This is a genomic window from Clostridium sp. DL1XJH146, from assembly GCF_054819755.1.
On sequence record NZ_JBTVVN010000008.1, the window covers coordinates 38021 to 52559 of the forward strand.

Consider the following 14539-nt stretch of genomic DNA (forward strand, 5'->3'; position numbering starts at 1 on the left):
TTATAATAGAATTTATTTTATAAAGGAGTTAATGTATGGACAATATCGATATCAAGATACTTAAAATTTTACAAGAAAATTCCAGAATCTCTTCATCCGATATTAGTAGAAAAGTTAATCTTTCATTATCTGCCACAACAGAAAGAATTAGAAAATTAGAAATATCAGGTGTAATAAAACACTATACAACTATTATTGATAGTGGCACTGTAGGTAAAGAGCTTGCTGCAATTATGAATGTAAGTCTAGAAAGACCTCAATTCACAGAAGTTTTTATGGAATTTATATTTCAAGAAGACGAAATAACAGAATGTCATTATACTGCTGGTGGTTACGACTATATAATAAAAATAATTACTAAAAATACAACAACTTTAGAACAACTACTTAATAGGATAAAAAGCGTACCCGGGGTATTAAAAACTAATACAAATATAGTATTATCTACTGTTAAAAATAACTACTCAGTTAATTTAGACAATATCTAAATAATGTTTAATTTATTGGAATAATGTTTAATTTATTTGAAAATTAAACTATAATAGATATATCACATTATGGAATGGGGTTTTAAAATGAGCGAAAACGTTCAATCAGTAGATAGAACATTTAAAATAATTGAAATGTTATCAAAATATCCACAAGGCATAAGTATATCAGAATTAAGTAAAGTTCTAGAATTGCATAAAAGTACAGTTCATAGATTGCTACAAACCTTAGTTAATCTAGGCTATGTTAACAAAAAAAGTGATAGTGATTATTTCTTAAGCTATAAACTATTTGAAATCGGCTCTTCAATAATTGATGAATATGATTTAAGACAAGTGGCAAGACCTTATTTATCTGAACTAAGAGATTTAACAAATGAAGTTGTTCACTTAGTAATTCAAGATGGTCCTGATATTATATATATTGATAAATATGAAAATAATGCTACTATTAGAATGCATTCTAATATTGGCAAGAGGATGCCTATGTACTGCTGCTCAGTAGGTAAAGCAATATTATCAACTTATTCAGTAGATGCTGTAAAACATATTTGGTCTATTTCAAATATAGAACAAATCACTGAAAAAACAATTACAAATTTAGATGATTTATTTAAAGATCTACAATTAATAAAAGAGAGACAATATTCAATTGATGATGAAGAAAATGAATTAGGTATTAAATGTTATGGTGCACCTATTCTAGGTTATAATGGTAAAGCCGTTGGTGCTATTAGTATTTCTATCCCTCTTATTCGTTTAAGTGAAAAATATGAAAAACAATTTCCTATATGGATTAAAAAATACAGTTCAATTATCTCTAAAGCAATAGGCTATAATAAATAGTCTATTTTTTTGTTTTTTGACTTGAAAAATATAAAAAGTCATTATATAATGGTCTTAAAGTTTTATATTTTGATATAGCATTTCATATAATGAAACGGAGGAGTTTTAATGAAAAAGTTTGAAGTTATAAAAAGAATTGTTGATGTAGGTGTTGTCTCTGTTGTAAGAGCAGAATCTAAAGAAAAAGCAGTAAAAATAGCAACTGCATGTATAAAAGGTGGAGTATCTGCAATAGAAATTACTTTTACTGTTCCATTTGCTCAAGAAATCATCAGAGATCTTAGCGATTCATTCACTGACGAAGAATTAATTGTAGGAGCTGGTACTGTTCTTGATTCAGAAACTGCTAGAGTTGCAATTCTTAACGGAGCTCAATACATAGTTAGTCCACATTTCAACGCTGAAATAGCTAAATTATGTAACCGTTATTGCGTTCCTTACATGGCTGGTTGTATGACTATAACAGAAGTAGTTACTGCTATGGAGTCAGGTGTTGATATTGTTAAATTATTCCCTGGTTCTGCATTTGGACCAAGTTTTGTTAAAGCAATTAAAGGACCTCTTCCACAAGCAAACATTATGCCTACTGGTGGAGTAGATGTAGATAATGTTGATGAATGGTTTAAAAACGGAGTAATTGCTGTAGGTGCAGGTAGTAGCTTAACTAAAGGAGCTAAAACTGGTGACTATAAAGCTGTAGAAGAAACTGCAAAACAATTTGTGGATAAAATAAAAGCATTTAGAGAAAATAATAAATAAATAGGAGGCTATTTTCATGAAAAAAGTTGTTACTTTAGGTGAAATAATGTTAAGATTAACTACTCCAAATTTCCAAAGATTTGTTCAAGCTGAGAAATTTGATGTTGTATATGGTGGAGGAGAAGCAAACGTTGCTGTTGCTTTATCAAACTATGGATTAGATGCTCACTTTGTATCTAAACTTCCTGATAATGCAATCGGTCAATCTGCTTTAAACTCTTTAAGAAAATTCGGAGTTCAAACTGACTACATCGCTAGAGGTGGAGAACGTCTTGGAATATACTTCTTAGAAATTGGTGCTTCTATGAGACCATCTAAGGTAGTTTATGATAGAGCTCATTCTGCTATAGCTGAAGCAACTATCGCAGATTTTGATTTTGATGCAATATTTGAAGATGCTGAATGGTTCCATTTCTCTGGAATTACTCCAGCAATAAGTGATGCTGCTGCAAAAGTAACTGAAGAAGCTTTAAAAGCTGCTAAAAGACATAATGTAACAGTAAGTGTTGACTTAAACTTCAGAAAGAAATTATGGACTCCTGAAAAAGCTCAATCAGTAATGAGACCATTAATGGAATATGTTGATGTATGTATCGGAAATGAAGAAGATGCTGAAAAAGTTCTAGGTTTTAAACCAGGTGATACTGATGTTACAGCAGGTTCTTTAGAATTAGACGGATACAAAAAAATATTCAAAGAAATGAAAGAACAATTTGGATTTAAATATGTTACATCTACTTTGAGAGAAAGCTATTCTGCTTCTGATAATGGATGGTCAGCATTAATATATGATGGTAATGATTTTTACCACTCTAAGCATTATGATATAAGACTTATTGATAGAGTTGGGGGCGGAGATTCATTTGCTTCAGGTTTAATATACGGTCTTATGATGCTTGATAACAAAGAAGATGCATTAGAATTTGCAGTAGCTGCATCTGCTTTAAAACAAACAATCCCTGGTGATTGTAACTTAGTAACTGTAGATGAAGTTAACACTCTTAAAGACGGCGATGCTTCAGGTCGTGTTCAAAGATAGTTATAGATTTTCATATTATTACAAATTTGTATAAACTGATTTTATACAATCCCTTATCAGCCGGTGCTTCATACACACCGGCTTTTTTTTATTACAAATGATGATTTTCTAATATAATTATAAATTCAGAATTTACTTAAGCCATTCTGGTTTATCACTTATAAAAGGTCTAACCTTATATTTACTTTCGTGATCCTTTAGTATTTTTTCTCTAGCTTCTTTAGAATTTTTTATTTTAAATACTAATTCTTGGTCAATTTCGTCACTAAAAGGACAACTTGCAAGACAAATTCCACAATCCGTTCCTAAATGTCTCCATCTTTTATAACATTCGTCTGCCACTATTCTCCATTTACGTATGCCGTCACTCTCTTCTTTTTCTCCAGAAGGAATTGCTTTAGCAGGACATGTTCTTATACATTTACCACACTCAATACAAAATTGTTCTATCCCATACCCTTCTTTTTCATCACAAACAAGTGGAATATCCGTTGTTACTATCCCTAAGCGAACCCTAGGCCCAAACTCTTTTGTTATTAATAATCCATTTCTTCCAATTTCACCTAACCCTGCATCCTCTGCAACTAAAGGTGCTACAACAAGATAATTCCCATCCATATGATTTCTAGCCCCGTACCCAAGCTCTCTTATATAGTATGAAAGTACCATTCCAATTACTGCAGCATCAATATATCCTTTTGTAACTGCAACAGCTTCACTTACTTGTGGTGCTCTAAATATCATTTCTTTATCCATCTCCACTGCAAATACTATTCCGTACTTATGAGTATTCTCTATTTTTTCACCATAATTTTCTGCTTCTCTTCCTCTATAAGAATAATAATGTTCATCCTTCATTTTAGTAATTCCAACTAACTTTGCATTGTAATACTTAGCTAAACCTTTAATTTTTGTTGTAATACTCTCTGAATCTACCTTTGTTTTTTCAGCATTAGCTTGTCCTTCAGAATATCTTTTTATATCTGAAAGAAAATGAAAGCATCCATCAACTATAGGTGAATTGATTGGATTAAAAGTTGCCGTTCCTTCTTGTCCCATCATAGGTAATTCTCTTAACATATCATCATTCTCTTTTTTTTCAGGATTTCTCTTATAATAATCTTCATATTGCTCAGTATTCTTCTTATTAGTTCATTCTCGAAAAAATTACATCTCTTTCATCACTATTTCTCATTTATTTCCTCCTAAATCTTTTATAGTATAATTATTTTAAATTACTAATAATATTTCTAGTTAAGCAACTATCAATAGTTATAACTACCATCACTTCTAGTTTTATATTACTTCTAGTTTTATATTACTTCTAATAATAACATATCCATTTTATAACTATATAATTTATAATTAAAACTTAATTCTTTACTTTTTACAAAAAATAAACAAAAAACATCAGCAGAATATACTATGTTTCCTTCATAATAAACAGAAATATTTGTAACTACCATAGTACCTTCAACCTTCGACAATAGAATCAATTGATTTACACAATTATTTCTCCATCTTCATCGTGAATGAGTGCCGAAGGGCATGTCCATAAAGCTCTTTTAACAAACCTAACAGTACTATGCATACTTTTCATAATAAATTTAGTTATTTGAATTAAATCTTCATTCTCTTTAATCTTAAAATCTAGTTTAATATTATATTTATCATCACCAACTCCATTCATATGGTCAACATTATATTCTTCATATAATCTCTATTCTATACTTTAATTTAGTCTTATCCAAAATTAATCTTAGAAAATACAAACTCTAATGTTATTAAATACTAACCTCTCTATCTTGGAAAAGTTTTATTCCTAATGAAATAGCAATTTTCTGTTTTATTCTTTTGAAAGTATATTCATTATATATAAAACTATCTATATTATTCTTTTCTTCTTCTATATTTATTTCTGATACTTTTGCATGTGCTAATTCGCAAAAAACATCTTTTCTATTACTATTAACTATTATTATATTATTCTCTTTTTTAAGTTTTTGGGGTATTATTTTGACATAGGTAGTAGCTTTAAAAGGAATATAGAATACAGAAAACATAATCTCTCCACCTATTGAATTTTTCTTATTGGATTTAACAATGGCATACTGTATATACTGTCTTACAAATCCATCTAAAAACAACGTACTACTTTGTGGCAAATAATCTTTTCTTGTTAATACTATTTCATTATTTAATTTCGTCACTTCTAAAACAGGCTGTGAAAATTGAATTATTACTTCAAGATTTATATTAACATCACAATCAGCTACTAAAACAGGAACTAACGATACAATTGAAGCTTTAGTCCCAGTTGGTTCACTAGATTTATTTGGACATTCTTGGATAATAACTGCTTTACTAACTTGAACTTCGAAATCTTCTTTTACTGTTGTACTTTCTTCTATTTTAACTAAATCTGCTGAAGCTTGCGCTTCACTATTTTTATAGTAATTTCTATGTTTATGTTTTTTTGACATATATAATTCTCCTTCTAAATTTTTAATTTCTAATTTTTACTATAAGTATTTTTAATATTTACCTCTTTTCAAAATTATTATAGCTAATATAAATTAATAATTATAAAGAAGAAACAGCTCTTATAGCTGTTTCTAATAAATTTTTGAAAGTTTAAACTGCAACTGATACAGATGTTATTTTGCAAATTGGTACTGCATAATAAACTGTTCCATCAAATAAAATTACTACTCCCTCTCCAACTTTAACTACTGCCGCAGCAGTTGGTATTGGAGCTGGATCTCCTATAAATCTATAAATTACCTTTAAATTACCTTGTTGATACTCTTCGAATTTTTTTCTAAGTGGGCACTCACAACAACGGCACTCCCCTGTTCTTTTACGACAGCAAGGTTTAAGCAAATCAATTGATTGCAAACAATCATTTTTTATTTCTATTATCTGACAAATAGGAATTACTATAATCCCTTCTACATTTTCATTAAAAGTTACAAGTGAATCACATACTTCACATATTATACCAGTAAATTCTATTATAGATGATGTCCATATTTTAACTTCACCTTTTCCAATTAACTGTTTTAACACATATTCTACTGGTCTAACACAGCAGTCACAAATAGAATCTCTAATTGGCTCTCCTTTAGGGCAATAACGGTATTTTGATATTTTATTACCACAACAATCTTTCTCACAACAACCACATTTTACTTTTTTTTCTTGATTCTTAGTTTCTTTTTCATTATCACATTCATACTTTTCATATTCTCCATACATTTTCTTTCTATCATAATGTGGATAATAACTCAATACTTTCACATCCTTAGGTTATATTTTTTTATTCCTAAATTTATTTTTTATTCTTCTGTTTAATCTATTATATTAATTTTCATAGTTACTGTTATTTAAATTAACAGTCTTCACATTCTTCTTCATGTTCTTCATATTTCATTTCAGGTTGATTTTTTATATACATCTCTTCATTTTGCATAACTCTTAATGTTACACTTACGACCATTTTTTCTTCTAACTTTTTAAAGTTTCCTTCTTCACTTGGTCTTTGCAAAAAATCACATTCAGATATAATATAATTAACCAATTCACAATAAGGTTGATCACTATAATTAGTATAATTAATTAAGTGTTTCTTATTGCTATCTTTACAAAGCTTATTATTATCTAGCATTTCAAATTCATCTTGAAAAGAAGGTTCATTTTTATTTTCACAACTGCTAGATAATTTAACATTTGTTGAACATTCGAATGGTATTTTACATGTTGTACATAAAACATCTCCACTAATACATCCTGTCTTTCCTTCTTTTTCACATGTTGGATGACAATATCTAATATTTTTCTTCACATACCCCTCTAAAAACAATTGGTAATTATCATATTTACAATCCATATACGGAGTGTATATTGGACATAGTGTACATTGTGTTATACATACTTCTTTATCAATATTCTTAATATCTGTAGCTGTTTTTTCTATTTTAATGAATGATTTAACATTAATATTTACACAACATATTTTCTTAACAACTGGAACTTTAGCCACAAATGGATGTGGGGTTCTAACATGGGGTGGCATACACCTATTCGTGCAACATGGCATTGTTGTTGAATTTAAAACCTTAGAAGTACAACTTTCATTCCCATCATTTTCTTCCCAGTTCTCATATTCAACATCTGATGCTGAATCATTTTTTATCATACTTATCCTCCTCTTTTAATCCGATAAAATCAAATCTTTTATGATGATTAGTTTCTATTTCATTAATATTTTATGCAGTGCAGTATATAAATGTAACCTAAATAATATTTTTTTCAGAACTTTTAATTAATAAGTGTCCTTGTTAATATATTTGTCATAATATATATTAACTATAAGATAAAAGGAAGTTATCCTATGCGAAAAGAAGTGAATAATTTTTATACTAACAATATAACAAATCGTTTATGCAAGGAAAAAAAATTTTTTGTTGATTTTATGCCCTGTGAAACTGTAAAAGAAGCAACCCTAGATATAGATTTCCATAATAGAACTCCCCATCATGATACAAGCAATTTTATAGAATTTTTATTATTAATTATACTCATATTTTTAATAGCTTATTGCTATAATAATTGATTAACATTCACATCTTTTGATGAATATTATATATAGGAATGCTATAAATAAATTAAATAAAATTCTGGAAGGTGGAAAATACTATGAATGAAAATTATGAAACAATAGACCTTAATAGCGAATTAGACACTACTATAGAGATAGATAAAACTTTTAAAAAAGAAAACGACAATATAAAATCTGATTGTACAAGCGATATTTGTAATGAACTTGAATTTGGTTATGATAATGAGGATTGCTGTGAAGGAACTTTTTGTGATGAATTCGATAAATGTGAAATAACAAAATCTATAACAAAACAAGTATTTTTAGAATGTCAAGGAAGACTTCTAAGGTTACACTTAAAATTAAAAAATGTATGCACTGGTCATTATATAAATCTAGGAGTTGTAATTCTTAATAAAAAAAGAGAAATACTGGGCTTTAGGGTTAAAAAAATATATATTGCAGGACCTCCTCACACATGTACCGATATTTGTAAAGAATTTTGCTTTGCTTTTGAAGACAAAAACATTTGCAAAGAGAGGAAATTTAAAGTTTTAGTTATTGCTCAATATTGTTAGCTAAAATTAACCCTATAAAATGCAAGCTAATTATTATATAATAATACTTGTGAAATATATGCATGTATGCTTTATGTAAATTATAAAGAGATATTTTAGTTTTTCTAAAACATCTCTTTATTCAGTATTAATATATACTGTATAATTATCAATTAATATTTTGAGAAGGAGTTAACAAATGAGTATTTTAACAGTAAAAAACCTGAGTCACGGTTTTGGAGATCGTGCTATATTTGACAATGTATCATTTAGACTTTTAAAAGGTGAGCATATCGGATTAATAGGTGCAAATGGTGAAGGTAAATCCACCTTTATGAACATAATAACAGGTAAGCTTGAACCTGATGACGGTACAATTGAATGGTCTAAACGAGTGAGAGTTGGTTATCTCGATCAGCATACTTCTCTTGAAAAAGGAATGACTATCTATGATGTTTTAAAAAGTGCTTTTAAGTATCTTTTTGATTTAGAAAATGAAATAACTAATATCTATGACAAAATGGCAACTGCTGATGCTAATGAAATTGAGAAACTGCTTGAAGAAACCGGTACTCTCCAAGACATATTAGATCATAATGATTTTTACATAATTGATGCTAAAATAACTGAAACTGCATCCGGTCTAGGTCTTACTGATGTTGGACTAGATAAAGAAGTACAAGACCTAAGTGGTGGTCAAAGGACAAAAGTTTTGCTAGCTAAACTATTGCTAGAAAAGCCAGATATACTACTTTTAGACGAGCCCACTAACTATTTAGATGAACAGCATATAGAATGGCTGAAACGCTACCTAAATGAATACGAAAATGCCTTTATTCTAATTTCACACGATATACCATTCTTAAACAGTGTAATTAATCTTATTTATCATATGGGTAATCAAGAACTAAATCGTTATGTTGGAGATTATAATAATTTTCAACAAGTTTACGAAGCAAGAAAAAAACAAGTTGAGGCTGCCTATAAAAAGCAACAAAAGGAAATTGATGACTTAAAAGATTTCGTTGCTAGAAATAAAGCACGTGTATCTACTAGAAATATGGCTATGTCTAGACAAAAGAAATTAGATAAAATGGATCTTATAGAACTTGATAAAGAAAAGCCAAAGCCAACTTTTGATTTTAAACAAGCTAGAACTTCAGACAAATTAATTTTCGAAACTAAAAACCTTGTAATAGGTTATGACGAACCTTTGTCTAAACCATTAAATTTACTTATGGAGCGCGGTCAAAAAATTGCTTTAGTTGGTGCTAATGGACTTGGAAAAACAACTTTACTTAGAAGTATTTTAGGTGAACTAAAAGCTATTTCTGGTGAAGTAGAACTAGGTGACCATCAATATATAGGATATTTCCAGCAAGAAATTAAAGAAGCTAATCATAACACTTGTATAGAAGAAGTTTGGAAAGAGTTCCCTTCCTACACTCAATATGAAGTACGTGCTGCTTTAGCAAGATGTGGTCTTACTACCAAACATATAGAAAGTAAAGTTCTTGTTTTAAGTGGTGGTGAACAAGCAAAAGTTCGTCTATGTAAAATACTTAATAGAGAATCAAATATTCTAGTTCTAGATGAACCTACTAACCACTTAGATGTTGATGCAAAAGAAGAATTAAAAAGAGCTTTAAAAGAATATAAAGGAAGTATTCTTTTGATTTGCCATGAACCTGAATTTTATCAAGACATAGTTACAGAAGTATGGAATTGTGAAAACTGGACTACTAAATTATTTTAAGCGTTGCTTAGAATAATTTAATGTGAAGTGTGAAGTGATGGTTGATTCTCTCCCTTTGGTAGAGAATCTTTAAATCATTTTATTAATTCAAAGATTTTGCATAGCAAAATCATCCTTAACTTCAAACTTCACATTCCACACTTCACACTTTGAAATTCAGCACTTCACACTATGTTTTAAAAAGCCGGTACTATAGCACCTTCATATTTTTCTTCAATAAATTTCTTGATTTCTTCAGAGTTTAAAGCTTCTACTAGTGCTTTAATTTCTTCACTATCCATATTATCTTCTCTTGCTGTTATTATGTTTGCGTATGGAGAATCAGCATCTTCAATAAATATTGCATCTGTAGTTGGGTTTAATCCACCTTCAAGAGCAAAATTTGTATTGATAATAGCAAAATCAACATCTTGAAGAACTCTTGGTAATTGTGCTGCTTCTAATTCTTTAAATTGAAGATTCTTTTCATTTTCTACAATATCTAAAGGTGTCTGAGTTAGACCCTCTTCATCCTTAAGCTTTATAAGCCCTTGTTTTTGAAGTAGTAAAAGTGCTCTTCCTTCGTTTGTTGCATCATTTGGAATTGCTACAATTGCACCATCTTCAATATCTTCTATTGATTCTATTTTTTCTGAATAAGCTCCTAATGGCTCAACATGTACTTTACCTACTGAAACTAGCTCCATATTATTGCTAGCATTAAATTCATCCAAGTATGGCTTATGTTGGAAAAAGTTTGCATCTATATCCTTATCATTCAACGCAATATTTGGTGTTACATAATCAGTAAATTCTTTAATTTCAAGTTCAATGCCCTGCTCTTCCAAAATTGGTTTAACTTCTTCTAATATTTCAGAATGTGGTGCCGGTGTAGCCCCTACTACTATTTTCTTTAATTGACTATCTGTTCCTGAATTTGCCGTATTATTTTGTGATGAACACCCCACCAACACAGCTCCTATTGTTAAAATTGTTATCCCTAATAAAGTTATTTTTTTCATTTTAAACCCTCCATTTTTTTGTTTGCTATGTTTGTATATTTCTTTGTATCAATAAGTGTTGTTATTTTTAATAGTTATTGTTTATTTATAATTTTCAATTTGCAATGCTTTTTAAAAGATAATTTTCAATTTGCAATGTGCAATGTGCAATTAATGATGATTCTCTCCTATTGTCGAGAATCTTTAATTATTACATAAGTTCAAAGATTTTGCGTAGCAAAATCATCCTCAATTGCAAATTGCTAATTGCTAATTGCACATTTATCTATAAAGTGTTATCTCTTGTCTAATTTCGCTGCAATTTTATTCCCTGCAGACTGAATAATCTGTACAAGTATTATCAATATAACTATTGTTCCTATCAAAACATCTGTCCTAAATCTTTGATAACCATATCTAATTGCTAAATCTCCTAAACCTCCACCACCAATGGCTCCTGCCATTGCAGAGTATCCAATCACATTAATAAGAGTTAATGTAAGTCCCAAAACTAAGGACGGTATAGCCTCTGGAATTAGCACATTAAAAATTATATCTTTCGTTGTTGCCCCCATTGCTAAAGATGCTTCTATTATCCCCCAAGGAATTTCTTTTAAAGATGATTCCACAACCCTAGCTACAAAAGGCGTTGCTGCTAGTGATAAAGGAACTATTGCTGCAGTTGATCCTATTGATGTCCCTACAATTAATCTAGATAAAGGGAATATTGCTATTATTAAAATTATAAAAGGAATAGACCTCATAATATTTACAATATATCCTAGTACCCCATTAATTTTTTTATGTTCCCAAATATGCCCCTTTTCACTTATTACAAGTATTACCCCCAATGGTAAACCTAATATAACTGAAAATAGTGTGGAGAAAAACACCATATACAAAGTTTCAAACAATGATGGAACGATAAGAATATATAAATTACTAATAGTTTCTATCAATTAAATCACCTCTACTGTCAATTTTATATCTTTCAAGTAATTTACAGATGAAGTTATTGATTCTTCCTTACCAGAAATCTTAATAATAAGATGGCCCAAATTAGTGTCCTTAATATTTTCAATGTTTCCTGCAAGTATACTTACATCTACATCAAACTTTTTAACCATATCTGAAATTATTGGTTCTTTTGACCTTTCACCAACAAAATGTATCTTTAAGACTTTTTGTTCAATTCCTTCATTTTTTTCAATAGACAAAACATCCTCTGGTAAGAAATATTTATTTTCTTGCAGGAAGCTTCTTAAAATATCAGTCTTTGGATTGGAGAAAACAGAAACTACATCCCCCTCTTCAACTACAGAACCTTGTTCTAATACAGCAACCTTGTTACACAAATTTTTTATAACATCCATCTCATGGGTTATTACAATGATTGTAATATTAAATTTTTTATTTATTTCCTCCAGTAATTCTAAAATAGATTGTGTAGTATTTGGATCTAAGGCTGAAGTTGCTTCATCACATAATATTATTTCGGGATCATTAGCAAGTGCTCTTGCAATACCAACTCTTTGCTTTTGTCCTCCAGATAACTGCGCTGGGTAACTATCCTTTTTATCCTCTAAGTCTACAACTTCTAATAATTTCTTTACTTTAATATCAATTTCTTTTTTACTAATTCCAGAGATTTTTAAAGGAAAAGCTATATTCTCATAAACTGTTGAATTCATAAGTAAGTTAAAGTGCTGAAAAATCATACCTATTTTTTTTCTCATTTCTCTAAGTTCTTTAGTTCCAACTTTTACAATATCTTTGCCATCGATAATTATTTCTCCACTAGTAGGTCTCTCTAGCATGTTGATGCATCTAATCAAAGTAGATTTACCTGCACCACTGAGCCCTATAATTCCAAATATATCTCCGTGTTCAATAGATAAATTTATATTTTTAAGAGCCTCAAAAGACTTTTCCTTGGAAATATATTTTTTATTCAAATTCTTTATTTCTATCAAGTATTTCACTCCTTACTTACTTCTAAAACAAGAGGCGCCATCTTGTCCTATTTTCATTAAAACTAAAAAAACTTCTCTCAGAATCACTGAAAGAAGTTAAAGGCATTTTAATATTATCTCTCAGCTTACGCTGTAGGATTTAGCACCGGGCTTTTCAGCTGGTTGCTGGGTTTCAAAGGGCCTATTCCCTCCACCACTCTTGATAATTTAGTATTAAGTTTTTTGATGATGTTTATGAGTATATATTAAATTTTCAGCCTTGTCAATGTTGTTTTATGTAAAATAAAAACTATTTTTTCTTTCTCATTTTTAGCTTTAAGAAAGCCAAAGCCTTTTTAGCATCTAGCTCATTCATATTATTTTCGCCAACAACTTCTGTCTCAATGCCTTTTTCTGATTTATTAATATCTACTATAGTATCCATATATTTATTAGTAACTACAAACTTAGCTTGAGTTCCAACGAAAGTTACTCCCACTAATGGAATCTCTCTCTTACCAACTTCTTCTATAGTATTAGCAAAATCAACATGTGAGTTACCCCAGCCGTCTGCTGATAAAATCACACCATCTGCTCTCATAGATTCAGCAAGTACCGCCGCCCTTTTTCCTACATAATATTTTTCTCTATTCCCTTGTGGTGTTCCAACCACTACAACACCTAGTAAATCAACATCAGTATCATTTGAAACCACATCTAAAAGAGGGTCTCTGAAATGATGCAAAGTTGTTTCCTTAGTTGAAGGTCCTATTCCCATTTTAATTCACCTCTCATCAAGTATTTGCTCTAATTGCTCCATCCCTATATTCATTAGGAGATAAAATAACGGGTACATTACCCATATCTATTATTGATCTTCCACCATCAAATCCACTTGGCTCATGAGGAAGAATTATATTATCATAATTTGCTCCTTGACCTGCTATTTGCTTAATAATAACTACTTTCTTTTTACCATGTCTTACTCTATCAAAATACTCATGGGATTCCGTGCAACCTCTTCCATCAAACTTCTTTAATATCTCTCTATACTTCTGAATAAAATTATCACAAGCTCTATGAGCTGCCATAACTAGATCACGGCTATAAGGTAATCCACCTTTTAAAACTACATCAATATGAATAATATAATCTTTTTTAGATGGCGTTCCTGCTCTATCAAATACCATTTGTTCTTTAAGGATACCTTCTGATGAACCAAATTCACCCATTTGTCTTCCATCAGCATCAATCCCCGTAAGCATTATATAAACCCCAGTAATAGTATGCGTAATTCCCTCCCCTATCTTTCCAAGAACCTTTGTTGAAATAGGTATCACATCCATTATAGTATTTACATATCTATCATAATCTCCAGGTTTAATTATATCTATATTAATCTTTTCTATCAATTCTTCCGACTCTTCTAGAAATTGAATTATATTCTTATCAACAACTAAAGTATTATCTCGTATATTAGTTTTTTCACCAAAAATAACTTCATTCATATGAAAAGCTTTTATAACAAGCCTTCTTAAAATTGTTTCTTCCATATTGTCATC

Annotated in this window: 17 protein-coding genes and 1 riboswitch; of the genes, 6 read left to right on the forward strand and 11 right to left on the reverse strand. The window is 29.8% G+C overall.

The window, feature by feature from the left end; genetic code table 11:
• Positions 1-35 precede the first annotated feature (35 nt).
• The 4 genes from ACVHXK_RS05730 (at position 36) to ACVHXK_RS05745 (ending at position 3132) form a co-directional block, all read left to right on the forward strand.
• Positions 36-488, forward strand: a complete 453-nt coding sequence (locus tag ACVHXK_RS05730) for an Lrp/AsnC family transcriptional regulator (RefSeq protein ID WP_461205411.1) — start codon at positions 36-38, stop codon at positions 486-488.
• 87 nt (positions 489-575) lie between these two features.
• The gene (locus tag ACVHXK_RS05735; RefSeq protein ID WP_461205412.1) at positions 576-1334 is read left to right on the forward strand and encodes an IclR family transcriptional regulator; all 759 of its coding nucleotides are present in this window, start codon (positions 576-578) and stop codon (positions 1332-1334) included.
• Positions 1335-1442: 108 nt separating this feature from the next.
• Complete coding sequence (locus ACVHXK_RS05740) at positions 1443-2093, forward strand: bifunctional 4-hydroxy-2-oxoglutarate aldolase/2-dehydro-3-deoxy-phosphogluconate aldolase (protein WP_461205413.1); 651 nt, start codon at positions 1443-1445, stop codon at positions 2091-2093.
• Between the two features lie 16 nt (positions 2094-2109).
• Complete coding sequence (locus ACVHXK_RS05745; protein WP_461205414.1) at positions 2110-3132, forward strand: PfkB family carbohydrate kinase; 1023 nt, start codon at positions 2110-2112, stop codon at positions 3130-3132.
• A gap of 132 nt (positions 3133-3264) precedes the next feature.
• Here ACVHXK_RS05745 and ACVHXK_RS05750 read toward each other — a convergent pair whose 3' ends face one another.
• From ACVHXK_RS05750 to ACVHXK_RS05775, 6 genes are all read right to left on the reverse strand, one after another.
• Entirely contained in the window at positions 3265-4212 is a 948-nt protein-coding gene (locus tag ACVHXK_RS05750) for a 4Fe-4S dicluster domain-containing protein (protein WP_461205415.1), read from the reverse strand.
• Between the two features lie 233 nt (positions 4213-4445).
• Positions 4446-4598, reverse strand: coding sequence for a hypothetical protein (locus ACVHXK_RS05755; RefSeq protein WP_461205416.1), 153 nt, complete (start codon positions 4596-4598; stop codon positions 4446-4448).
• A gap of 35 nt (positions 4599-4633) precedes the next feature.
• Positions 4634-4822 carry a hypothetical protein gene (locus tag ACVHXK_RS05760; RefSeq protein WP_461205417.1) on the reverse strand — a complete coding sequence of 63 codons (189 nt, stop codon included), beginning with the start codon at positions 4820-4822 and terminating at the stop codon, positions 4634-4636.
• A 94-nt stretch (positions 4823-4916) separates the two neighbouring features.
• Positions 4917-5615 (reverse strand): DUF7852 domain-containing protein, encoded by a 699-nt coding sequence (locus ACVHXK_RS05765; RefSeq protein WP_461205418.1) that lies wholly within the window; start codon positions 5613-5615, stop codon positions 4917-4919.
• 151 nt (positions 5616-5766) lie between these two features.
• Positions 5767-6423, reverse strand: a complete 657-nt coding sequence (locus tag ACVHXK_RS05770; protein ID WP_461205419.1) for a hypothetical protein — start codon at positions 6421-6423, stop codon at positions 5767-5769.
• Positions 6424-6523: 100 nt separating this feature from the next.
• Positions 6524-7330, reverse strand: coding sequence for a CsxC family protein (locus ACVHXK_RS05775; protein ID WP_461205420.1), 807 nt, complete (start codon positions 7328-7330; stop codon positions 6524-6526).
• A gap of 500 nt (positions 7331-7830) precedes the next feature.
• On the opposite strand from ACVHXK_RS05775, the gene ACVHXK_RS05780 reads away from it, so the two are divergent.
• Entirely contained in the window at positions 7831-8310 is a 480-nt protein-coding gene (locus ACVHXK_RS05780) for a hypothetical protein (RefSeq protein WP_461205421.1), read from the forward strand.
• A 178-nt stretch (positions 8311-8488) separates the two neighbouring features.
• Positions 8489-10045: an ABC-F family ATP-binding cassette domain-containing protein gene (locus ACVHXK_RS05785; protein ID WP_461205422.1), complete on the forward strand. Its 1557-nt coding sequence runs from the start codon at positions 8489-8491 to the stop codon at positions 10043-10045.
• Positions 10046-10221: 176 nt separating this feature from the next.
• Here ACVHXK_RS05785 and ACVHXK_RS05790 read toward each other — a convergent pair whose 3' ends face one another.
• The 5 genes from ACVHXK_RS05790 to prdD all read right to left on the reverse strand — a co-directional run bounded on the left by ACVHXK_RS05790 (position 10222) and on the right by prdD (position 14530).
• On the reverse strand, positions 10222-11046 hold the full coding sequence (locus tag ACVHXK_RS05790) for a MetQ/NlpA family ABC transporter substrate-binding protein (protein WP_461205423.1): 825 nt from the start codon (positions 11044-11046) through the stop codon (positions 10222-10224).
• Positions 11047-11321: 275 nt separating this feature from the next.
• The gene (locus tag ACVHXK_RS05795; RefSeq protein ID WP_461205424.1) at positions 11322-11984 is read right to left on the reverse strand and encodes a methionine ABC transporter permease; all 663 of its coding nucleotides are present in this window, start codon (positions 11982-11984) and stop codon (positions 11322-11324) included.
• Complete coding sequence (locus ACVHXK_RS05800; RefSeq protein ID WP_461205425.1) at positions 11985-12998, reverse strand: methionine ABC transporter ATP-binding protein; 1014 nt, start codon at positions 12996-12998, stop codon at positions 11985-11987. It lies immediately after the preceding gene.
• A gap of 110 nt (positions 12999-13108) precedes the next feature.
• Positions 13109-13207, reverse strand: a riboswitch (SAM riboswitch).
• An 80-nt stretch (positions 13208-13287) separates the two neighbouring features.
• On the reverse strand, positions 13288-13755 hold the full coding sequence (locus ACVHXK_RS05805; RefSeq protein WP_461205426.1) for a glycine/sarcosine/betaine reductase component B subunit: 468 nt from the start codon (positions 13753-13755) through the stop codon (positions 13288-13290).
• Between the two features lie 16 nt (positions 13756-13771).
• The gene (gene prdD, locus ACVHXK_RS05810; RefSeq protein ID WP_461205427.1) at positions 13772-14530 is read right to left on the reverse strand and encodes a proline reductase cluster protein PrdD; all 759 of its coding nucleotides are present in this window, start codon (positions 14528-14530) and stop codon (positions 13772-13774) included.
• Between the last annotated feature and the right edge of the window lie 9 nt (positions 14531-14539).

Bases quoted from the DNA above. Each gene is read 5' to 3' on its own strand.
- ACVHXK_RS05730 (WP_461205411.1), top strand. From the start codon at position 36: ATGGACAATATCGATATCAAGATACTTAAAATTTTACAAGAAAATTCC.
- ACVHXK_RS05735 (WP_461205412.1), top strand. From the start codon at position 576: ATGAGCGAAAACGTTCAATCAGTAGATAGAACATTTAAAATAATTGAA.
- ACVHXK_RS05740 (WP_461205413.1), top strand. From the start codon at position 1,443: ATGAAAAAGTTTGAAGTTATAAAAAGAATTGTTGATGTAGGTGTTGTC.
- ACVHXK_RS05745 (WP_461205414.1), top strand. From the start codon at position 2,110: ATGAAAAAAGTTGTTACTTTAGGTGAAATAATGTTAAGATTAACTACT.
- ACVHXK_RS05750 (WP_461205415.1), bottom strand. From the start codon at position 4,212: ATGTTAAGAGAATTACCTATGATGGGACAAGAAGGAACGGCAACTTTT.
- ACVHXK_RS05755 (WP_461205416.1), bottom strand. From the start codon at position 4,598: ATGGTAGTTACAAATATTTCTGTTTATTATGAAGGAAACATAGTATAT.
- ACVHXK_RS05760 (WP_461205417.1), bottom strand. From the start codon at position 4,822: ATGAATGGAGTTGGTGATGATAAATATAATATTAAACTAGATTTTAAG.
- ACVHXK_RS05765 (WP_461205418.1), bottom strand. From the start codon at position 5,615: ATGTCAAAAAAACATAAACATAGAAATTACTATAAAAATAGTGAAGCG.
- ACVHXK_RS05775 (WP_461205420.1), bottom strand. From the start codon at position 7,330: ATGATAAAAAATGATTCAGCATCAGATGTTGAATATGAGAACTGGGAA.
- ACVHXK_RS05780 (WP_461205421.1), top strand. From the start codon at position 7,831: ATGAATGAAAATTATGAAACAATAGACCTTAATAGCGAATTAGACACT.
- ACVHXK_RS05785 (WP_461205422.1), top strand. From the start codon at position 8,489: ATGAGTATTTTAACAGTAAAAAACCTGAGTCACGGTTTTGGAGATCGT.
- ACVHXK_RS05790 (WP_461205423.1), bottom strand. From the start codon at position 11,046: ATGAAAAAAATAACTTTATTAGGGATAACAATTTTAACAATAGGAGCT.
- ACVHXK_RS05805 (WP_461205426.1), bottom strand. From the start codon at position 13,755: ATGGGAATAGGACCTTCAACTAAGGAAACAACTTTGCATCATTTCAGA.
- prdD (WP_461205427.1), bottom strand. From the start codon at position 14,530: ATGGAAGAAACAATTTTAAGAAGGCTTGTTATAAAAGCTTTTCATATG.